Genomic DNA, 18,755 nt, shown 5'->3' with positions numbered 1-18,755 from the left:
CCATGACAGAGGCAGCCCCGGTGACCGGCGTCGACCGGTTCACCGAGGTGCACGACCACCACTTTGCGGCGATCCACCGCTACGTCTCCAGCCGGCTCGGCGCCCAGGTGGCGGAGGACGTCGCCGCGGAGACGTTCCTCGTCGCCTACGACCGCCGGAAGAAGTTCGACCCCACCCGCGGCGACGTGCGGGCCTGGCTGTTCGGCATCGCGACGAACCTCGTTTCCCGCCATCGCCGCAAAGAAGCACGGCACTACCGCGCTTTCGCACCGGCAGCGCGGAAACCCAGCAATCCACAGGCCTCCCCGCATGTGGACAACTCGGCCGCAGCAACGCCATTTCGCCAGTGCTGTCGGCCCTCGCCGATAGACTGGACCCGGGGACGCCCCCCAAGGGAAGGGCGGGGGGAGCCCCGCGGTCTGCTCCTCGGCCCGGCAAGCTCTTGCTGCGCGGTCCGGCTGCTCATCCTCGGCTCGTCCGAAAGCCCCATGACCTGGAGACGCTGCGCGCCACGCTGCTGTCCGCCGAACCCACCCCGGAAGTCGTCGACCGCAGCCGTCACCGGCTGCAGAACCACATGCTGCACGGACGCCGCAGGCGCGTGCGCCCGCTCACGATCGGCGCCGGACTCGTCGCCACCGCGGCGGTCGCGGCCGGCGTCGTGGTCGTGACCCAGCCCGGCACCCCGGCCGAGACCCCGCCGCGGGCGGTGGCGCCGCCGGTCGTCACCGGCCAGGAGATCCTGCTGGCCGCGGCCACGGTGGCCGCGCAGGCGCCGGCGGGCACCGGCACCTACTGGCACGTCAAGATCAGCTCGTCCGAAACCTACGAATACTGGACCAAGGCCGACGCGCACGTGTGGTTCCGCGGCGCGAAGTCCGGGGGACGGGTCGTGCCGCTGGGGTTGCCGTTGCCCTTCCGGCTGGGGGGAGCGGAGGTGACCATGGGCCAGATCCAGGCCCTCCCCACCGAACCGGCGGCCTTGCGGGACTGGATCACGAACCTGGTGGCGCACAGCGACATCCGCACGAGCGCGGGCCCGCTGACTGCGGACCAGCGGCAGGAGGCGGTGCTCGAAGGCCTGGTCTCGCTCGTGTCCACGCTGCCCGCGCCCCCGGCGGTCCGGGCGGCGTCCTTCCGGGCGATCGCCGCGTACCCGGGGGTGCGCGCGGTCGGCGCGGTGCCGGGCGGGCAGGGCCTGCGGCTGCCGCCGCCGGGCGAGGGACTGCTCGTCGTCGACCCGGCGACCAGCCGGGTGAACAAGACCTCGACGTACGTGACCTCGGACGGCGCAACAGCGACCGCGGCCGAGGGCACCACGTTCGGGATCAGTGCCGAGTGGACCGATTCACTGCCCGGGTGAAAGGACCGGTGGCCGGGCCTGCGCACGCCCGGCCACCGGGGCTCAGTTCTTGACCGCTTCGGCCAGTGCCAGCACCCGCCGCGCGTTGTCGACGTGCAGGTTTTCGATCATCCGGCCGTCCACAGTGACCACGCCGCTGCCGGCCTTCTCGAAAGCCTCGATGATCCGCCGCGACCGGTCGATCTCCTCCTCGGACGGCGCGAAGATCCGGTTGCACGGCTCGACCTGGCCGGGATGGATGAGCGTCTTGCCGTCGAAGCCGTACTGACGGCCCTGCTTGCACTCCTCCTCGAACCCCTCGAGGTCCTTCACGTCGTTGTAGACGCCGTCGAGGATCACCTTGCCGGTTGCGCGCGCGGCCAGCAGGCACAGCGAAAGCCCGCCGAGCAGCGGCCCGCGGCCCGGGACGAACTCCGCGTGCAGCTCCTTGGCCAGGTCGTTCGTGCCCATCACCAGCACGGTCAGCCGCTCGGATGCCGCCGCGATCTCCTCCGCGTGCAGCATCGCGACCGGCGTCTCGACCATCGCCCAGATCTTCGTGTGCTCCGGCGCGCCGCCGAGCTCCAGCGCGCGCTCGATGTTGTGCACCTCGGCCGCCGAGTTCACCTTCGGCACGACCACCGCGGCCGGCCCGGCGGACGCGGCCGCGCGCAGGTCGGCGTCGTGCCACTCGGTGTCGAGACCGTTGACGCGGATCGTCACCTCACGCGAACCGTAGTTGCCCACGGCGGCGCAGACGCGTTCGCGCGCGGCTTCCTTGGCGTCCGGCGCGACGGCGTCCTCGAGGTCGAGGATCAGCGCGTCGGCCGGAATGGTCTTGGCCTTCTCCAGCGCTCTTTCGTTCGCGCCGGGCATGTACAGGACAGAGCGTCGGGGCTGTGTCATCCGAGGATCTCCTTGGTGGCGGCGTCGTAAGCGGCCGCGAGCTCGGGGTCGTCCGCCGCGAGGGCGTCGGCCAGTTCGGCGACCACGCGGCACTGCTTCACCGACGCGTCGTCCTGCATCTTCCCGTCGATCATCACCGCGCCGGTGCCGTCGCCCATCTCCGCGATGACGCGACGCGCCCAGGCCACATCGGACGACGAAGGCGAGAAGACCTTCTTCGCGATGTCGATCTGCACGGGGTGCAGGCTCCACGCGCCGACACAGCCGAGCAGGAACGCGTTCCGGAACTGGTCCTCGCACGCGACGACGTCGCGGATGTCCCCGAACGGCCCGTAGTACGGCAGGATCCCGTGCATCGCGCAGGCGTCGACCATCCGCGCGACCGTGTAGTGCCAGAGGTCCTGCTGGTAGGTCGTCCGGCCCTCGTTGAGGTCGTCGCCGACGGGGTCGGTCCGCACGAGGTAACCCGGGTGGCCGCCGCCGACGCGGGTCGTCTTCATCCGGCGGCTCGCGGCCAGGTCGGCCGGGCCGAGCGAGATGCCCTGCATCCGCGGGCTCGCGCCGGCGATCTCCTCGACGTTGGCCACCCCGCTCGCCGTCTCGAGGATCGCGTGCACCAGCAACGGCTTCGTGAGCCCGGCGCGCGCTTCGAGCTGCGCCAGCAGGCGATCGACGTAGTGGATGTCCTGCGCGCCCTCGACCTTCGGCACCATGATCACGTCGAGCTTGTCGCCGATCTCGGTGACGAGCGTCACCAGGTCGTCGAGCACCCACGGCGAGTCCAGGCTGTTGACGCGCGTCCACAGCTGCGTCCTGCCGAAGTCGTTCGCCTTGGCGATCGCGACGAGCCCGGCGCGCGCGGCCTCCTTGCGGTCCGCGCGCACGGCGTCCTCGAGGTTCCCGAGCAGGACGTCGACCTTCTTCGCGATGTCCGGCACCTTCGCGGCCATCTTCTCGTTGCCCGGGTCGAAGAAGTGGATCATCCGGGACGGCGTCACCGGGATCTCCCGCACGGGGGCCGGCGCGCCCAGGGCGAGCGGGGCGAAGAAGTCCTTCGGGGAGCGCATCGGTCCTCCACGGCGACGACTAAGTGACTGATCGGTAACTTTAGTCCGGCGCGCGCGACACCGCTGCGGTGCAAGTCACCGCCGGGTGGGTGACGGCGGACAACCGCAGCTCAGCCGCCTGCGTCCACTGTGGATTTTCCCCCGGTTGCGCCGAACGGCCCAATCGAACGAGGGTGCCTTCGGTAGTCGGTCGCGGGCGGACGGTAGTGCCACTCACCCCGCGATCACTCGGTTGGCCGCACCGTTCGACCGAAGTCGGATGACCGCCTACCGACCGGTCATCGACCGCTGGGCGCCGCCGATCGCAGCCACTCGCACTACCCGGCGACGCCGCGCCGCCGCGCTGTTAGACAGGTTGAGTGCCGGTTTTCACCGGTCACGAAGCGGTGCAGGCTAGAAGGAGGCGGACTCGTGGCGGCTACACCTCAGAACACCGAGCGCTCGACGGTCGCCGGTGGCGCGAAGCGCAGCCGGTCGATGCCGAGCCGGGTGGTGCCGCCGATCGAGCTGCCCACGAGCGTCGACGAGCTCGCCCGCACCGCCGCCGCCCAGCTGGGCTGGAACGGCATCGTGCTCCCCGAGACCACGATCCTCGGCCGCAAGGTCTGCGTGGTCGCCAAGCTCCGCACCGACGTGCACGCCGAACGCATCGCGATGGGTGCCGGCCCGGTGGCCGACCGCGCCACCGTCGACACCTGGACCTGGCCGGAGCTGGCCGGAACCGCCCCCGCCCCGGCCGCCGAGATCGTCGGCGTCCTGGCCGTCGCGCGCCACTGGCGCACCGCGATGGCCTCCGCGGTTCCGTTCGCCCGCTACGGCGAGGCCGCGATGGTGCTTCCGTCGCCGGCCGTGCTGACCGAGGACTACGTCGGCAACTGCCTGCCGCGGGCCCGCGCGTACGGCCTCGCGATCGTGACCGCCGACCCGAACGCGGTCGTCGACCTCGACCTCGAGGGCCGCACCGAGCGCGTCGTGCTCGCCGAGGACCCGGTCTCCCGCCTGGTGAACGAACTGGTCTACGACCACCTGCTCCGGACCGCAGAGGCGCCCGCTTCGCACTAGGGTCGGCTCCATGCGAGTCGTCATTGCAGGTGGACACGGTCAGATCGCGCTGCGGCTGGAGCGGCTGCTCGCCGCGCGCGGTGACAAGGCGGTCGGGATCATCCGTAATCCCGCCCACGCGGCGGACCTCGAGGCGGCCGGCGCCGAAGCCGTCGTCCTCGATCTGGAGAACTCCGATGTGGACGCTGTCGCCGAGGTCCTGAAGGGTGCCGACGCCGCGATCTTCGCGGCCGGCGCCGGGCCGGGCAGCGGCACCGACCGCAAGGACACTGTGGACCGTGGCGCCGCCGCCCTCTTCGCCGACGCGTCCGCGCGAGCCGGGGTCCGGCGGCACATCCAGGTCGGCTCGATCGGGGCCGACAACCCGGAGAACCCCAACGTCACCGAGGAGTTCCGGCACTATCTGCGCGCCAAGCGCGCGGCCGAAGACGACCTCAAGGCGCGCGACCTGGACTGGACCATCCTCCGGCCGGGCGCGCTGACCGACGACGCGGGCACCGGCCTCGTGCTGCTCGCCGAGCGCACCGATCGCGGCCCGATCCCGCGCGACGACGTCGCCGCGGTGCTCGTCGGCCTGCTGGACGCGCCCGAAACCGCGCGGCGCACCCTGACGCTGATCTCCGGTGAGGTCGCGATCGGCGAAGCGATCTCAGCACTGTGATCAACGAGGCTTCCCGAGAGATCGCCGTTTTCAGCGGCAGCGCCCACCCCGAGCTGGCCGAAGAGATCTGCGCCCACCTCGGCGTCCCGCTGCGGCCGGCCGAGGTCCGGCGGTTCGCGAACGACTGCCTCGAAGTGCAGCTGCAGGCGAACTGCCGCGAGCGGGACGTCTTCATCATCCAGCCGCTCGTGCGGCCGGTGCAGGAACACCTCGTCGAGCTGCTCCTGATGCTCGACGCGGCGCGCGGCGCGTCGGCGTCCCGCATCACCGCCGTGATGCCGCACTACTCGTACGCGCGCTCGGACAAGAAGGACGCGCCGCGCATCTCCATCGGCGGCCGCCTGGTCGCCGACCTGCTGACCACGGCCGGCGCGAACCGCGTGCTCGCGATGACCCTGCACTCACCGCAGGTCCACGGCTTCTTCAGCGTCCCGGTCGACCACCTGCACGCGTTGCAGGAGCTAGCCAAGCACTTCCGCCAGTACGACCTTTCGCGCACCACCGTCGTCTCGCCCGACCTGGGCAACGCGAAGGAGGCGTCGCACTTCGCGCGGCTGCTCGGCGTCCAGGTCGCGGCCGGCGCGAAGGAGCGTTTCCCCGACGACCGCGTCCAGATCAGCTCGGTGATCGGCGAGATCACCGGCCGCGACGTCATCGTGCTCGACGACGAGATCGCCAAGGGCAGCACGGTGATCGAGCTGCTGGACAAGCTCGCCGAGCTGGAACCGCGGTCGATCCGCGTCGCCTGCACGCACGGGCTGTTCGCGGCCAAGGCCATCGAGCGCATCGGCGGCCGGCCCGAGGTGCTGGAGATCGTCTGCACCAACACGGTCCCGGTGCCCGAAGAGGAACGCACCGAGAAGCTGAAGATCCTCTCGATCGCGCCGGCCATGGCCGAGGCGATCCGCCGGATCCACAACGGCGAATCGGTGTCCGCGCTCTTCTAGGCCGGCCCGAGCACCCGGTCCAGGTAGGTGTTGGTGAACACGCCGTTCGGGTCGGTTTCCTTGCGCACGCGCAGGAAGTCGTCGAAGTGCGGGTAGCGCGTGCGGAGGACGCCGGCGTCGAGGTCGTGCATCTTGCCCCAGTGCGGGCGGCCGCCGACGGCGCCGGCGATCTTCTCGAACGCGCTGAAGTACTCGCGGTACGGCATCCCGGTGAACTGGTGGATGGCGATGTAGGCGGAGTCGCGGCCCTGCGCGGTCGACAGCCAGATGTCGTCGGCCGCGGCAACGCGCACCTCGACCGGGAACATCACGGGGTCCTTCAGCTTCGGCACTACGGCCCGTAGCTCGGCGAGCACGTCGAGCACTGATTCACGTGGAACAGCGTATTCCGTTTCGGTGAACCGGACGTTGCGCGCGGTGACGAAGACCCGGTGCGAGAGATCGCTGTACTCGCGCGCGGAGAGCATGTTCGACGCGAAGCTGTTCAGCGGGCGCACGAGCCGCGGCATCAGCCGGCCCGTCCGGCAGAGGCCGCCGAACGCGACGTTCTCCATGATCTGGTAGTCGACGAACTCGCGGACCTTGCTCAGCGGTTCCGCCGTCTCGCACCGGTTGTTGCGCTTGACCAGCGCGTTCTTGCCGTACGGGAACCAGTAGAACTCGAAGTGCTCGTTCTGGTCGGCGAAGTCGTGGAAACCCTCGAGGACCTGCTCCAGCGGCTCCGGGCGTTCCTGAGCTCGCAGGTAGAAGGATTTTTCGCAGCGCAGGGTCACCGTGGTGATGACACCGAGCGCGCCGAGGCCGACGCGGGCGGCGGCGAAGAGGTCGGGCTTTTCTTCCGCCGAACAGGTGACGACCGAGCCGTCGGCCTGGACGAGCTCGAGCGCGACGATCTGGGTGGCGATGCCGCCGAGCCGGGCGCCGGTGCCGTGGGTGCCGGTGGAAATCGCGCCGGCGATGGTCTGTGCGTCGATGTCGCCGAGGTTGGTCATGGCCAGCCCGAGCGTGTCGAGCTCGGCGTTGAGCTGCTTGATCGTGGTGCCGGAGCGGACGGTGACGTGCCCGGTTTCGAGGGCGACGCGCTCGATGCCGGTCCACTGCCGCAGGTCGAGCGCGTCGGAGTCGGCGACGGCGATCGCGGTGAAGGAGTGGCCGCTGCCCCAGGGGCGCACGGTCCGGCCGGCCGCGGCGATGCCTGCGACGGTCGCCGCGATCTCAGCCGTGCTCCGTGGCTGGTGAACGTGCTGCGGCGAGGCGGACGCCGTGCCCGCCCAGTTGGTCCACCGGGTCATGCGCGCACCCTCCATCGGTCGAGTGCCCGAAACAGTATGTGAACAGTATTCGCGTTTCAAGCCTTCGTGTCGTACTTTAGACCTCGTGACCAGTGCGACGGTGTACGACTTGGCGACCAAGGACCTCGATCCACCCTTGGCCGTCGTCGACTTGGCTGCCTTTGACGCGAACGCCGACGACCTTGCCCGCCGCGCGGCGGGCAAGCCGATCCGCGTGGTCAGCAAGTCGGTGCGCTGCCGTGCGTTGCTAGAGCGCGTGCTCGCGAAGCCGGGCTTCGAAGGCCTGATGTGCTACTCGCTCGCCGAAGCCGTCTGGCACGTCGAGCAGGGCACAACGGACGACGTTGTCGTCGCCTACCCGACGGCCGACCACGAGGCGCTGCGCCGCCTGGCCGCGTCCGATCTCGCTCGCGCGTCGATCACGATCATGGTCGACTCGCCGGAGCACCTGGATCTGGTCGACGCCGCGCTCGGCCACGGCCACCCGGAGATCCGGGTCTGCCTCGAGCTCGACGCGTCGTGGCGCCCGCTCCCGGGAGTCCACGTCGGCACCCGCCGGTCCCCGATCTTCACCCCGAAGCAGGCCACGACGTTCGCCCGCCAGATCGTGGCCCGGCCGGGGTTCCGCCTGGTCGGCGTGATGGCGTACGAAGGCCAGATCGCCGGCCTCGGCGACAAGGCGGGCGCGCGCGTGAACCAGCTGGTGATCGGCTGGATGCAGCGCCACTCGGCGGCGGAGCTGAACCGGCGTCGCGGCGAAGTGGTCCGCGCGGTCGAAGCGGTGACCCCGCTGGAGTTCGTCAACGGCGGCGGCACGGGCAGCATCGAGTCGACAGGAGCGGACGCGGTCGTCACCGAGATAGCGGCCGGCTCGGGCTTGATCGGCCCCACACTCTTCGACGGCTACACGCGCTTCAGCCCCCGCCCGGCCGCACTGTTCGCGCTCCCAGTGGTCCGCCGCCCGACCCGCAAGATCGCAACGCTGTACTCAGGCGGCTACATCGCTTCGGGGCCAACGGGCCCTTCGCGCCAGCCGACGCCGTACCTCCCGACGGGCCTGAAGTTCCTGGGTTTCGAGGGAGCGGGCGAAGTCCAGACCCCGGTGACGGGCCGCGCGGCCCGCACCCTGAACCTGGGCGACCGGGTCTGGCTCCGCCACGCAAAGGCGGGCGAGCTGGCAGAGCGCTTCACGCACTACCACCTGGTCCTGGGCGACCGGGTGGAACGAACGGTCCCGACCTACCGCGGCGAGCACCAGAACTTCGGCTGACGGCCACCCGCTCAACCTCAGCCCACCGGTCTTGCCCGGCGGCGGTGCTTTCCGCGTCGAGCCCGACTTTGCCGTCCAGCTGTTCACGCAGGATGTCGGCGTGCCCGGCGTGCCGGTTGATCTCGGTGAGGAAAGTGACGAGGACCTTGAAGAGGGTCACGTCGGGCCGAGGCCACCACGGCACATTCCCGGCGGAGTCGAGATCGAGGTCGAGGATGGTCGTGTCGGAGTGCACCCAAACGCGCCGATACCGATCGACGATTTCCTCGCGCGTCTCGTCCTCGGTGGCCCACATGTCGGTGCCCCGCTCCGGGAGCGGTTCGGGGAAGGGCCGTGCGAAGACCTCACCGAAGTACCGGGCCTCCCAGGTCGCCAGGTGTTTGACGAGGCCGAGCAGGTTGGTCCCGGTAGCCGTCATCGGCCGCCGGACGTCGTATTCGGTGAGCCCATCGAGCTTCGCGAGGACGGCTTCGCGAATCCAGCGCAGCTCGTCGTGAAGGTATGTCTTCGCGTCGTTGTCGGTCACAGGACCGAGCTTGCCCGAACTCCCCGATGCGGGGAGCGGCCGCTGCTGGTGCGCCGTGGATCGGGGTCCCGGAATGCCCTCGACTCCTGAGCGCAGTCGCCGTTCCAAGTGCGGCAGCCACCGCCCGACAGGTGGTGCGGCCACCCGTGCGCAGTCTTTCCCGGGAGCCATCGAAGCGTCCTGCCAGGCAGCCCGGCCGCCCCCAAGAGCAGCGGCCTCAAGCCCACTCGCTCCGAAATCCGTTGATCCCGGCAGTCAGCCGCAAACTCAGGTGCCGCCGCCAAACGTCCGGCCCCGCCCAAGCGAGCGCCGCACCCACCGAGTACGCCCACTCGAGCGCGCCCGACTTGCACCGGCCACCAGGCAATGCAGGCCCCGGCCGAGCACAACCCCTCTCGAGCGCATCCACCTCACCGGCTGCCAGGCAAAGCAGGCCCCACCCGAACGCACCCCACCGACACCGGCCGCCACACAAAGCAGCTCCGGCCAGGCACACCCCCGCCGAGCACATCCACCCGTTTGCACCGGCCACCCAGCAAAGCCGCCCCCAAGCGCAGCCCGCCCTTCCCTGGGGGAACCCCCGCTTCCAGTCTATCGGTGACCCCTGACAGACCCCGCTGAAAACCCCAGGTTGTCCACAGCTGTGCATACCTGTGGACAACCTCTGTGGACAGCTACGACTGCTCCCCGAACCGCGCCGCCAAATACCCCTTCACCACGTACTTGGCCTCGGCGACGATCTTCTCGTCGCCGCTCGGCTCCTTCCGGAACGCCAGCTTCAGCAGCGCGTCCGCGACCTCGTTCGCGATGCCGATCGCGAACCTGAGGTCCTCGACCGGGCGGTCGACCTGACCGGAGAGCAGGTCCGTCAGGGAGTCCACGATCACCGCGTTGTTGTCGCGGGTCTCGTCGAGCAGCTGGCGGTCGATGATGTCGCCGAAGTGGACCTTCGAGAACCCCGGCACGGACCGGTGCATCTCCAGGTAGATGTCGAGGATCGAGTCCACGACGTCCCACCAGTGCTCCGGGCCGAACTGCTTGAGGCGCTCGTTCACCGCGCCGACGAAGCGCTCCAGATTGCGGGCGGTAAGCGCTTGCACGACCGCGCGCTTGTCGGGGAAGAACTGGTACAGCGAACCGACGGCCACTCCTGCGCGCTTGGCGATCAGGGTTGTCGTCAGGGCGTCGTAGCCGAGTTCGTCGATCAACGCCGCGCTCGCGTCGAGCATCTGCTCGACCCGCTTCGCGCTTCGTTGCTGAACCGGCTGACGGCGTAAGGGGGTGGCTTCTGCCGGCACCTTCGCGGCCTGGATGTCGGACACGGCGCTCCTCCTCGTCTGATCTGGGACTTTATCGTGCCGACGGGCTTCCCCACGGACGAGTGAAGACCTAGTATATGAGAACTTTTCATGTTCACCCGTACGGGTGGCCTGACGAAGGGGTCAGCAGCCGGTGCAGAACCCGAACTTCCCGCCCGACTTCCTCTGGGGTGTTTCGACCTCGGCGTTCCAGATCGAAGGCGCCACCAGCGAAGGTGGGCGCGGACCGTCCATCTGGGACACGTTCACCGCGACCGAGGGCAAGATCGCCCACGATGAGAACGCCAACGTAGCCGCCGACCACTACCACCGCTACCCCGAAGACATCGCCCTGATGGCGGAGCTCGGCGTCGGCGCCTACCGGATGTCCATCGCCTGGCCGCGCATCCAGCCCGAGGGCAAGGGCGCGCCCAATCCCGAAGGCCTCGGCTTCTACGACAAGCTGATCGACGCCGTGTGCGAAGCCGGCATCGCGCCCGCCGTCACGCTCTACCACTGGGACACCCCGCAGGCGATCGAGGACGACGGTGGCTGGCTCGCCCGGGAGACCGCTGATCGCTTCGCCGAGTACGCCCACATCCTCGGAGAACGCTTCGCCGATCGGGTGAAACTCTGGATTCCGCTCAACGAGCCGATGGTGATGTCCATCTTCGGGTACGCGATCGGCGAGTACGCGCCCGGTCAGACGCTCCTGCTCGACGCCATTCCGACCGCGCACCACCAGAACCTCGCGCACGGCCTCGCCGTGCAGGCGCTGCGGGCGGCCGGCGCCACGAACATCGGCACCGCCAACAACCACTCGCCCATCTGGCCCGCGGACGACGACTCGCACGACGCCGCGGAATGGCTCGACGCGCTCCTCAACCGGCTCTATGCCGATCCCGTCCTGCTCGGCACCTATCCCGAACAGCTCCACGAGCACCTCCCCGCCGGCTTCGCCGACGACCTGCCGGCCATCGCGCAGCCGCTGGACTTCTACGGCGTCAACTACTACGAGCCGCAGGGGGTCGCGAAACCCGGGCCGGGCAACCCGCTGCCCTTCGAGCTTCGCCCGATCGAGGGTTACCCGATGACGACGAACGACTCGCCGATCGTCCCGCACGCCCTGCGTGAGCTGCTGCTCGACTTCCACCGCCGCTATCGCGACAAGCTGCCGCCGATCCAGATCACCGAGAACGGCTGCAGCTTCGCCGACGTCGTCGCCGAGGACGGTGGTGTGCACGACCCCGAACGCATCGACTTCCTGCACAGCCATCTCACGGCCCTGCGCGAGGCGATGGACGCCGGGGTCGACGTCCGGGGGTACTTCTGCTGGTCCCTGATGGACAATTTCGAATGGTCCAAGGGCTACGCGCCACGCTTCGGCCTGGTGCACGTCGACTACGAGACCCTGCGGCGGACGCCGAAGGACTCGTTCCACTGGTACCGGAAGCTGGTGCGGGATGAGTGAAACGACCCAAGCGGTGCCGGACGCGCTCGCCGAGCCCGTCGTGCGGGTGCGGCCCGGCTGGATGAGCCTGCTGTTCTTCGCGAACATCGCGCTCTGGCTGGGGATCTACGCGCCGATCCAGGTGCTGCTGCCGCAGCAGGCGGAGCTGCTCGACCAGGTGAACAAGGAGTTCGTGCTCGGCCTGGTGATGGGCGTCGGCGCGATCGTGGCGCTGATCGTCAACCCGGCGGTCGGGCTGCTGTCCGACCGGACGTGCTCGCGCTTCGGCCGTCGCCACCCGTGGACGGTCATCGGCGCCGCCGTCGCGGCCGTCGGGCTGCTGGTGCTGGCGTTCGCGCCGAGCGTCGCGCTCCTGATCGTCGGCTGGTGCCTGGTGCAGGCCGGGCTCAACGGCATGCTCGCCACCCTGATGTCCGCGATCGCCGACCGGGTCCCGGTGGGGCAGCGCGCGCAGGTCGGCGGGCTGGTCGGCATCGCGCAGATGCTCGGCACCGTGCTGGGCGCGCTCGTGGTGGTCGTCATGCTCGGCATCGCCGGGCTGCCGCTGGCCTACGCGGTCTGCGCGGGGATCGTCCTGGTCGGCGCCGCGTTCTTCGTGCTCCGGACGCCGGACGCGCGCCTGCCGGTCGAGTTCCGGCCGTCGTCGGCGGCCGGCGAGGTGCTGCGCAACCTCTGGGTGTCCCCGCGGCGGCACCCGGACTTCGCGTGGGCGTGGGCGTGCCACTTCATGATCAACCTCGGCAACGCGTTCGGGACGCTCTACCTGTTGTTCTTCCTCAAGGACGCGGTGCACTACGAGGACCCGGACACGGGCCTGCTCATCATGATGGGGCTGTACGGCGTTGCACTCGTCGCGGGCGCCGTGGTCGCCGGGCACTTCTCGGACAAGTCCGGACGGCGTAAGCCGTACGTCCTTGCGGCCTCCGGTGTGATGGCGTTGGCCGCTTTGCTGCTGGTGCTCTGGCAGACATGGCCGGTCGCGCTCGCCGCGTCCCCGCTGCTGGGGGTGGGCTTCGGGGCGTACATGGCTGTCGCGCTCGCGATGCTGACGCAGGTGCTGCCGACGGCGCAGGACCGCGCGAAGGATCTTGGTGTCATCAACATCGCGAACTCGCTGCCGCAGGTGGTGGCGCCGCTGCTGACACCGCTGGTGCTCGCCTACCTGGGTGGTTATCCGGGGCTCTTCGCCGCTTCGGCCGTCGCGACACTGTTGGCCGCGGTGCTCGTGCTCCGCGTGAAGGCGGTGCGCTGAAAGGTTTTGGAACCGCGGGCCGGTGCCGGTCGGGGGAGGGGAGTGCAACGGCACCGGCCCGCGGAATTCGAGGGCCGCTCGGGGGCGGGTCGCTGCAGGCTGGACCAGTGGTCCACGCTGCGCTTGATGATCAATCTAGCGGGGGATTACCGCCCGGGCTAGGGCTAACGCGTATTTTTTTCGATTAATCGCGGTGGGGACCGGGCTGGAGGGCCGAGGACTGGTTCGCACTGCTCGGGGGTGCGGGCGAAACAGTCCCCGGCCGGGCGAGCACGGACGCGGACCCGATGGGGCGATCGGCCGGCCGCGCTCGCCGGATCTGGGGTCGGACCGGGTGGGTCGGCACCGCGGGGAGGTGACGGCGACCCGGACCGGGTCGTGCTGGTGAGCCGCGGCCGCGGGAGGTGGCGGCGGCCCGGAGGTCAGGCGGTGACCGCTCGGCGCGGGTTGACCAGCGCGTGGCGGCCGGTGGTCTCGGCCGGGGTGGGCGCGGGGGCCGGACGGCCCTGCGTCGGCACCGGGCTCTTGCGCCGGTCCTGCAGGCCGTCGCGGGCCGAGGCCTGCTGCGGGGCCAAGCCGCCGGCGACGAGGTGTTCGTGCGCGACCTGCCAGACCGAGCACGGCGCCTTGCAGCGGTGCCACCGGGTCGAACAGGTCGGGCAGTCGCCGCGCTCGTCGGGCTCGTGCATCTTCAGCATCGCGCGCCACGCCTCGGTCAACCGGGGGAGTTCGGAGCGCGCGACCGAGACGAGCGACTGGGCGTCGGCGCGGTTCGCCAGGTCGGTCAGCATGTCGAGGCGCTCCCAGACCGCATTGCGGAGGACCTGCCCGAGTACCTGATCCATGATCAGCTCACCGTTACCTTTCCGCCATCTTGGCGGCTTCGTTGAGCGCGGCGCGCAGCTGTCCGAGCTGGCCGGACGTCAACCGCGCGGTCTCGCCGGGGGGCGAGACCAGTACCACCTGGTTGTCTTCGACGAACACCGTCACCGCGCGCTCGCGGCTGATGAGGTCGCCGCACTGCACGCGCCACACCAGCTGCCCGCCTTCGTAGTGCCGGACGGCCGCGGTGCGGGGGTCCACCGCGGCGGCGGGGGTGACGGGGCGGACAGCGGAGAGAGGAGAAACTGCCGGCCGCACGGCGCGGGTGGCCGTGCCGGCATGTCCCCCTGCGAACGAGTCCACGAACTCCACGCCCTTCTCCGCTCTGTCGAAGTCTTCGAAGATGCCTTCTGCAACATCGCTTTGTCACAACGCTGCGGTTTTCGTAGCTCTCCGTGATCGCTGCCGGTGTCCTGGCGGTGACGGAGATCTGACAACTACAGTGAGGTGAAACCGGGTGCGATAGAAGGTCGAAATGGCGTCATAGCGGTGACCGGACCGGGTTCCACGGTAAGCGGTCAACGGACTTCGCCCGGACCGATCAGGGCGCCAGTTCGGCTGTTCACACGGTTTCCCAGCTTTGCTTACGCTGTTTCACAGACGCCCGACCGGACAGTGGAGGGGGCGCGATGGACGCCAGTAGCGGTGGTGGTGCCGAAGCCCGGCAGAACCACGCGGTTCCCGCCGACGCGTGGGAGCAGCCCGAGATGAGAGCTGCTCTTGCCAGTCGCGAGATCAGCGCCGTCTACCGGCTCCTGCGCAAGCACGGTGTCTCGCAGCGCCAGATCGCCGCGATGACCGGCCAGTCCCAGTCCGAGGTGTCGGAGATCCTCAAGGGTCGCCAGGTCATGGCCTACGACGTCCTCACGCGGATCGCCGACGGCCTGGGTGTCCCCCGTGGATACATGGGCCTCGCCTACGACGAGGCCACGGCGATACGCGTCGTCGGCTCCGCCGACGGCCAGCAGGCTGAGGAGGACGAGTCCGTGAAGCGACGGAGGTTCCTCGCGCACGCCGCCCAGGTCACGATGGGTGCGGCGGTGTTCGGTCCGGAATCGGGCACGTGGTCGGCGGGACCGGCGCGGACGCCGGCGCCCGGGCGCATCGGCATGACCGACGTGCGCCAGGTGGAGGCCGCGACACGCGCTCTCCGCGCCCTGGACTACCAGTACGGCGGCGGGTTCTGCCGCGACGCCGTCGTGGCGCAGCTGTCCTGGGGACAGCAGATGCTCGAGTCCAACGGCACCGACATGGTGAAGAACCGGCTGTACGTGGCGCTGGCCGACCTGCACTCGCTGGCCGGCTGGACGTCGTTCGACACCGGTCTGATGGACTCCGCGCGCGGCCACTTCGCCAACGCGCTGGACCTGGCCAAGCAGGGCGACAACCATCCGCTGGTGGCCAACGTGCTCTACCGCATGGGCCGCGTCTACCTGCACCAGGACGCCCCGAACGACGCGCTGAAGCTGTTCCAGCTGGGCCAGATCGCCGCTCAGGAGTCCGGCTCCGAGCTGGCCGTCTCCGTGCTCTGCGCGAACGAGGCGTGGGCCTACGCGATGATGGGCAACGAAGAGCAGGCGGTGAAGCTGCTCGGCCGGAGCAAGGACGAGTTCGAGCGCGCCAACCTGGCCGAGGCCGAGTCCTGGGTGAAGTTCTTCACCGAGACCGACGTCTACGCGATGGTCGGCACCGTCCACACGGTCCTCGCGCAGAAGAACGCCGAGCACACGAAGTACGCGATCCCGGCGCTGACCAGGGCCGTCGAGTCCTACGACGACGAGATGGCCCGGTCGAAGACGTTCATGCTGAGCGCGCTCGCCACCAACCACCTGCTGGAAGGCGACCTGGACCACGGCGCCAAGGTCGGCGGCAAGGCCATCGACTGCGCCGAGGGCATCAAGTCCGAGCGGGTCAAGGACCGCATGCGGCCGCTCCAGGAAGAGGCGGAGCGCCGCCGGAACAACGCCGACGCGCGTGACCTCGCCGACCGCCTCCACGCTTTCTACGCCGCGTAACGCCGAAGGCGCCGGCACCGTCTTGGACGGCCGGTTCACCCCCGGGAAGCTGCGCGGCGTGCTGGCCGAGGCCTGCGCGCAGCTGGGCCTCGACCCGGCGGGCGCACGGTTGCTGCGGTTCACCAACAACGCGGTGTTCGCGCTGGTCACGGCCCCGGTGGTGGTCCGGATCGTCGGCTCGACGCAGCTCCGGCACCGGGTCGGCACGGTGGTCACCGTGGCCCGGCACTTCGCCCGGCACGACGTCCCCGCGATCCGGCTGCTCGACGGGGTCGAGCAGCCGATGGCCGTCGGCGAGCACCTGGTGACCGTGTGGCACCAGGTGCCGAGCATCGGCCGCGCGGCGACGGCCGCCGACCTCGCCCGGCTGCTGCGCCGGGTGCATGCGCTGCCCGCGCCCGACGGCCTCGCCGAGTGGGCGCCGTTCGCCGCGGTCCGGGCCCGGGTTTCCGACGCCGAAGAGCTCGGCGCCGCCGACCGCGCGTTCCTGCTCGACCGCTGCGCCGAGCTCGAGGCCGCGCTGGCCGGGCTGGAGTTTCCGCTGCCCAGGGGCCTGGTGCACGGGGACGCGTACCCCGGCAACGTCATCCCCGGACCGGACGGTCCGGTGCTCTGCGACTTCGACTCCTCCTGCGTCGGCCCGCCGGAGTGGGACCTGACGCCGCTGGCCGTCGGCCGTGAGCGGTTCGGTGACCCGCCGGTGCGCTACCGGACGTTCGCCGCGGAGTACGGCTTCGACGTGACGTCGTGGTCCGGGTTCGGCGTGCTCCGGGCGATCCGCGAGCTGAAGCTGACGACCAGCGTGCTGCCGATCCTGCGCAGCCGGCCGCAGGTGCGGCCCGAGCTCTTCCGCCGGTTGGACGACCTGCGGAGCGGCCGGACGGACACTCGCTGGGCGCGTTACCGCTGAGCCGGGACTGTCACTTCGTGTGACCGGCGCCACAGCCTGCACGTGCATTCGACGACTGCAGATGACCGTTCGTCGCTTCTCAAATGCAGTCTTCTCAGGGTAGAAAGTTCGGTCCGACCGGTCACCCCCAATGGATCACCGGTCATCCCAATGCGCAATTTGCAGCTACTCGCCGTGACAGATCACCGGCTCTCACCTGCGTGGAAGGGCTTTCAGGACGCGACAACCGGCGCGCGCGTGAGCACAACCGCAAAACCGAACGCCAGCCCCATGACCGTCAACTCCAGCGTCGCCCACGACGCGAGGGCCGTGCGGTTGTGCCGGACGATCTGCGGCATCAGCCGGAACCGGGTGTACGCGCCGAGCAGCGCGATGACCCCGGTGCAGAGGAACTTGAGGACGAACAGCTGCCCGTACGGCGTCGTGAAGATCGCCGCCCAGAACCCGATGGTCGGGTTGAGCGAGATCTCGACCAGGCCGTTGAACAGCCCGGTCGCCGCCGAGAGGATCAGGCAGAGCGTCGCGAGCTTCGAGAACCGCGGCAGCGCGTGCGCCAGCAGGGTCCGGTTCGCGATCAGGAGCACGGTCATCGCGCCGAGGCCGCCGGTCCAGGCGACGGCGCTCATGACGTGCAGCTCCATCGAGATCATCGTGTAGTCGTGGTAGTTCCAGTTCGACGCGTGCCCGGTGACCGGCAGCGGCAGCAGCGCGAACAGGCCGAGCCCGACGCGGACCTCGGCGGGCACCTTCTCGCCGAAGCGCAGGGCCAGCGCGCCGATCCCGGCGTGGACGAGCGCGAGCGCGGCGACGATGACGAGCGCCTTCCCGGCGCCGACGGCCGCGATGTACCCGCCGATGTCCGACGCGGTGAGCGTCGACGAGCCCGGCTTGTACTCCGCGGTCTGCAGGACCAGCGCGACGACGGCGGTGGTGGCCCAGATCAGCGCGGCCGCGACCCCGGCCGGCCGCGCCAGCCGCATGATCGGCTCGGTCAGCTTCGGCCGGTCGTAGCCGGCGAGGACCGAGAGCAGCGAGAGCCCGATGGTGGCGACGGCGGAGAGGTCGAGCAGGACCCGCACGACCGGGATGCCGGCCGAGACCACCGCGCTGGGCTCCACCACACCGGGGACCGGGGTGGTGGACAGGAGCGCGACGCCGATGAGGGCGCCGAGCAGCCCCGCCGTCACGACGCACAGGAGCGTCGCGTAGCGGGGCTTGGTGGTGGCCTCGGCCTGGGTCATCCGGTTACTTCTTCTCTTCCACGGACCGTCCCGACCGCAGGGCCACGGTCAGCCCGATCGCCAGCAGCACGACGGCGCCCGCGATCCAGACCCAGATCGGCACGCCGGTGGACGACGACGCCGAGGACGTCGCCTGCGAGGCGGAGCCCGGGGACTTCGCCGCGTCCACGGTCGCCGGGGTGCCGGTGCCCGCCGCGGTGAGGGTGAACGTCAGCTCGCCGGTCACCGGGTGGCCGTCGGCGGAGAGCACCCGGTAGCCGATGGTGTACTTCCCCGCCGGCCCGAGCGGCCGCAGCGGCGCGCTGATGACGTTGTTCACCACGCTGATCGGTCCCTCGGCCCACTGGCCGCCGCCGGGTCCGGTCACCGCGATCTGGTTGACGTCCGCGCCCTGCACGTACTGGTCGAACGTCAGGCTGACCTTCTGCGGGCCGGCGGCGACGGACGAGCCGTTCGCCGGGTCCGAGGAGATCAGCACGTTGTGCGCCAGTGCCGGGGTGGGGGGGGGGGGGGGGGGGGGCCAAACCGCCAGCACAACCCAGAGGAGCACCCCCCTCCCTCCTCTTCTTCTCCCCCCTTCCCTGTGCTTTTTTTGACCTATGAGGGGGTACGC

Annotated in this window: 18 protein-coding genes and 1 pseudogene; 10 read left to right on the top strand and 9 right to left on the bottom strand. The window is 70.2% G+C overall.

Annotated features, from left to right (window positions below; translation table 11 throughout):
• Positions 1 to 2: 2 nt before the first annotated feature.
• Positions 3 to 239, top strand: a pseudogene (locus ACZ63E_RS00360) (RNA polymerase sigma factor); the annotation flags it as partial.
• A gap of 203 nt (positions 240 to 442) precedes the next feature.
• Positions 443 to 1,363 carry a CU044_5270 family protein gene (locus tag ACZ63E_RS00355; RefSeq protein WP_465333167.1) on the top strand — a complete coding sequence of 307 codons (921 nt, stop codon included), beginning with the start codon at positions 443 to 445 and terminating at the stop codon, positions 1,361 to 1,363.
• 42 nt (positions 1,364 to 1,405) lie between these two features.
• Here ACZ63E_RS00355 and ACZ63E_RS00350 read toward each other — a convergent pair whose 3' ends face one another.
• Together ACZ63E_RS00350 and ACZ63E_RS00345 are read right to left on the bottom strand one after the other, a co-directional pair.
• Positions 1,406 to 2,248, bottom strand: coding sequence for an HpcH/HpaI aldolase/citrate lyase family protein (locus ACZ63E_RS00350; RefSeq protein ID WP_465333165.1), 843 nt, complete (start codon positions 2,246 to 2,248; stop codon positions 1,406 to 1,408).
• Positions 2,245 to 3,315: an HpcH/HpaI aldolase/citrate lyase family protein gene (locus tag ACZ63E_RS00345; RefSeq protein ID WP_465333163.1), complete on the bottom strand. Its 1,071-nt coding sequence runs from the start codon at positions 3,313 to 3,315 to the stop codon at positions 2,245 to 2,247. Before ACZ63E_RS00345 ends, ACZ63E_RS00350 begins: the two co-directional genes overlap by 4 nt.
• Positions 3,316 to 3,726: 411 nt before the next feature.
• Here ACZ63E_RS00345 and ACZ63E_RS00340 point away from each other — a divergent pair, with 411 nt between their 5' ends.
• Genes ACZ63E_RS00340 through ACZ63E_RS00330 form a run of 3 tightly spaced genes read left to right on the top strand, consistent with a single transcriptional unit; the run spans position 3,727 to position 5,985 of the window.
• Positions 3,727 to 4,377: a hypothetical protein gene (locus ACZ63E_RS00340; protein ID WP_465306338.1), complete on the top strand. Its 651-nt coding sequence runs from the start codon at positions 3,727 to 3,729 to the stop codon at positions 4,375 to 4,377.
• A gap of 10 nt (positions 4,378 to 4,387) precedes the next feature.
• Positions 4,388 to 5,038 carry an NAD(P)H-binding protein gene (locus ACZ63E_RS00335; RefSeq protein ID WP_465333162.1) on the top strand — a complete coding sequence of 217 codons (651 nt, stop codon included), beginning with the start codon at positions 4,388 to 4,390 and terminating at the stop codon, positions 5,036 to 5,038.
• On the top strand, positions 5,035 to 5,985 hold the full coding sequence (locus ACZ63E_RS00330) for a ribose-phosphate diphosphokinase (protein WP_465306334.1): 951 nt from the start codon (positions 5,035 to 5,037) through the stop codon (positions 5,983 to 5,985). Before ACZ63E_RS00335 ends, ACZ63E_RS00330 begins: the two co-directional genes overlap by 4 nt.
• Here ACZ63E_RS00330 and ACZ63E_RS00325 read toward each other — a convergent pair.
• Positions 5,982 to 7,277 (bottom strand): D-arabinono-1,4-lactone oxidase, encoded by a 1,296-nt coding sequence (locus tag ACZ63E_RS00325; protein ID WP_465333160.1) that lies wholly within the window; start codon positions 7,275 to 7,277, stop codon positions 5,982 to 5,984. The two genes, ACZ63E_RS00330 and ACZ63E_RS00325, sit on opposite strands and share 4 nt — an antisense overlap.
• Before the next feature lie 85 nt (positions 7,278 to 7,362).
• Here ACZ63E_RS00325 and ACZ63E_RS00320 point away from each other — a divergent pair, with 85 nt between their 5' ends.
• Positions 7,363 to 8,547 (top strand): amino acid deaminase/aldolase, encoded by a 1,185-nt coding sequence (locus ACZ63E_RS00320; RefSeq protein ID WP_465333158.1) that lies wholly within the window; start codon positions 7,363 to 7,365, stop codon positions 8,545 to 8,547.
• Here the strand turns inward: ACZ63E_RS00320 and ACZ63E_RS00315 are convergent.
• The gene (locus tag ACZ63E_RS00315) at positions 8,465 to 9,073 is read right to left on the bottom strand and encodes a DinB family protein (protein WP_465333156.1); all 609 of its coding nucleotides are present in this window, start codon (positions 9,071 to 9,073) and stop codon (positions 8,465 to 8,467) included. The genes ACZ63E_RS00320 and ACZ63E_RS00315 overlap by 83 nt on opposite strands.
• A gap of 674 nt (positions 9,074 to 9,747) precedes the next feature.
• Positions 9,748 to 10,395 (bottom strand): TetR family transcriptional regulator, encoded by a 648-nt coding sequence (locus ACZ63E_RS00310; RefSeq protein ID WP_465333155.1) that lies wholly within the window; start codon positions 10,393 to 10,395, stop codon positions 9,748 to 9,750.
• A gap of 130 nt (positions 10,396 to 10,525) precedes the next feature.
• Here ACZ63E_RS00310 and ACZ63E_RS00305 point away from each other — a divergent pair, with 130 nt between their 5' ends.
• Positions 10,526 to 11,842, top strand: coding sequence for a GH1 family beta-glucosidase (locus ACZ63E_RS00305; RefSeq protein WP_465333154.1), 1,317 nt, complete (start codon positions 10,526 to 10,528; stop codon positions 11,840 to 11,842).
• On the top strand, positions 11,835 to 13,094 hold the full coding sequence (locus ACZ63E_RS00300) for an MFS transporter (protein ID WP_465333152.1): 1,260 nt from the start codon (positions 11,835 to 11,837) through the stop codon (positions 13,092 to 13,094). The genes ACZ63E_RS00305 and ACZ63E_RS00300 overlap by 8 nt, the downstream gene beginning before the upstream one ends.
• 422 nt (positions 13,095 to 13,516) lie before the next feature.
• Here the strand turns inward: ACZ63E_RS00300 and ACZ63E_RS00295 are convergent, their stop codons facing one another.
• Together ACZ63E_RS00295 and ACZ63E_RS00290 are read right to left on the bottom strand one after the other, a co-directional pair.
• Entirely contained in the window at positions 13,517 to 13,939 is a 423-nt protein-coding gene (locus ACZ63E_RS00295) for a hypothetical protein (protein ID WP_465333150.1), read from the bottom strand.
• Between the two features lie 13 nt (positions 13,940 to 13,952).
• Positions 13,953 to 14,288, bottom strand: a complete 336-nt coding sequence (locus ACZ63E_RS00290) for a hypothetical protein (protein WP_465333148.1) — start codon at positions 14,286 to 14,288, stop codon at positions 13,953 to 13,955.
• Between the two features lie 317 nt (positions 14,289 to 14,605).
• Here ACZ63E_RS00290 and ACZ63E_RS00285 point away from each other — a divergent pair, with 317 nt between their 5' ends.
• Both ACZ63E_RS00285 and ACZ63E_RS00280 read left to right on the top strand, forming a co-directional pair.
• Positions 14,606 to 15,991 carry a tetratricopeptide repeat protein gene (locus ACZ63E_RS00285; RefSeq protein ID WP_465333146.1) on the top strand — a complete coding sequence of 462 codons (1,386 nt, stop codon included), beginning with the start codon at positions 14,606 to 14,608 and terminating at the stop codon, positions 15,989 to 15,991.
• 22 nt (positions 15,992 to 16,013) lie between these two features.
• Positions 16,014 to 16,901: a phosphotransferase family protein gene (locus ACZ63E_RS00280; RefSeq protein ID WP_465334322.1), complete on the top strand. Its 888-nt coding sequence runs from the start codon at positions 16,014 to 16,016 to the stop codon at positions 16,899 to 16,901.
• A gap of 212 nt (positions 16,902 to 17,113) precedes the next feature.
• On the opposite strand, the gene ACZ63E_RS00275 is transcribed toward ACZ63E_RS00280, so the two are convergent.
• Together ACZ63E_RS00275 and ACZ63E_RS00270 are read right to left on the bottom strand one after the other, a co-directional pair.
• Complete coding sequence (locus ACZ63E_RS00275; protein WP_465333144.1) at positions 17,114 to 18,142, bottom strand: copper resistance D family protein; 1,029 nt, start codon at positions 18,140 to 18,142, stop codon at positions 17,114 to 17,116.
• A gap of 4 nt (positions 18,143 to 18,146) precedes the next feature.
• Positions 18,147 to 18,692 carry a copper resistance CopC family protein gene (locus ACZ63E_RS00270; RefSeq protein WP_465333143.1) on the bottom strand — a complete coding sequence of 182 codons (546 nt, stop codon included), beginning with the start codon at positions 18,690 to 18,692 and terminating at the stop codon, positions 18,147 to 18,149.
• Positions 18,693 to 18,755: the final 63 nt, after the last annotated feature.

The organism is Amycolatopsis sp. NPDC104819, assembly GCF_055583145.1.
Note: the sequence above shows the minus strand (reverse complement) of the source record. Positions and strands in the feature narration are given on the sequence as shown.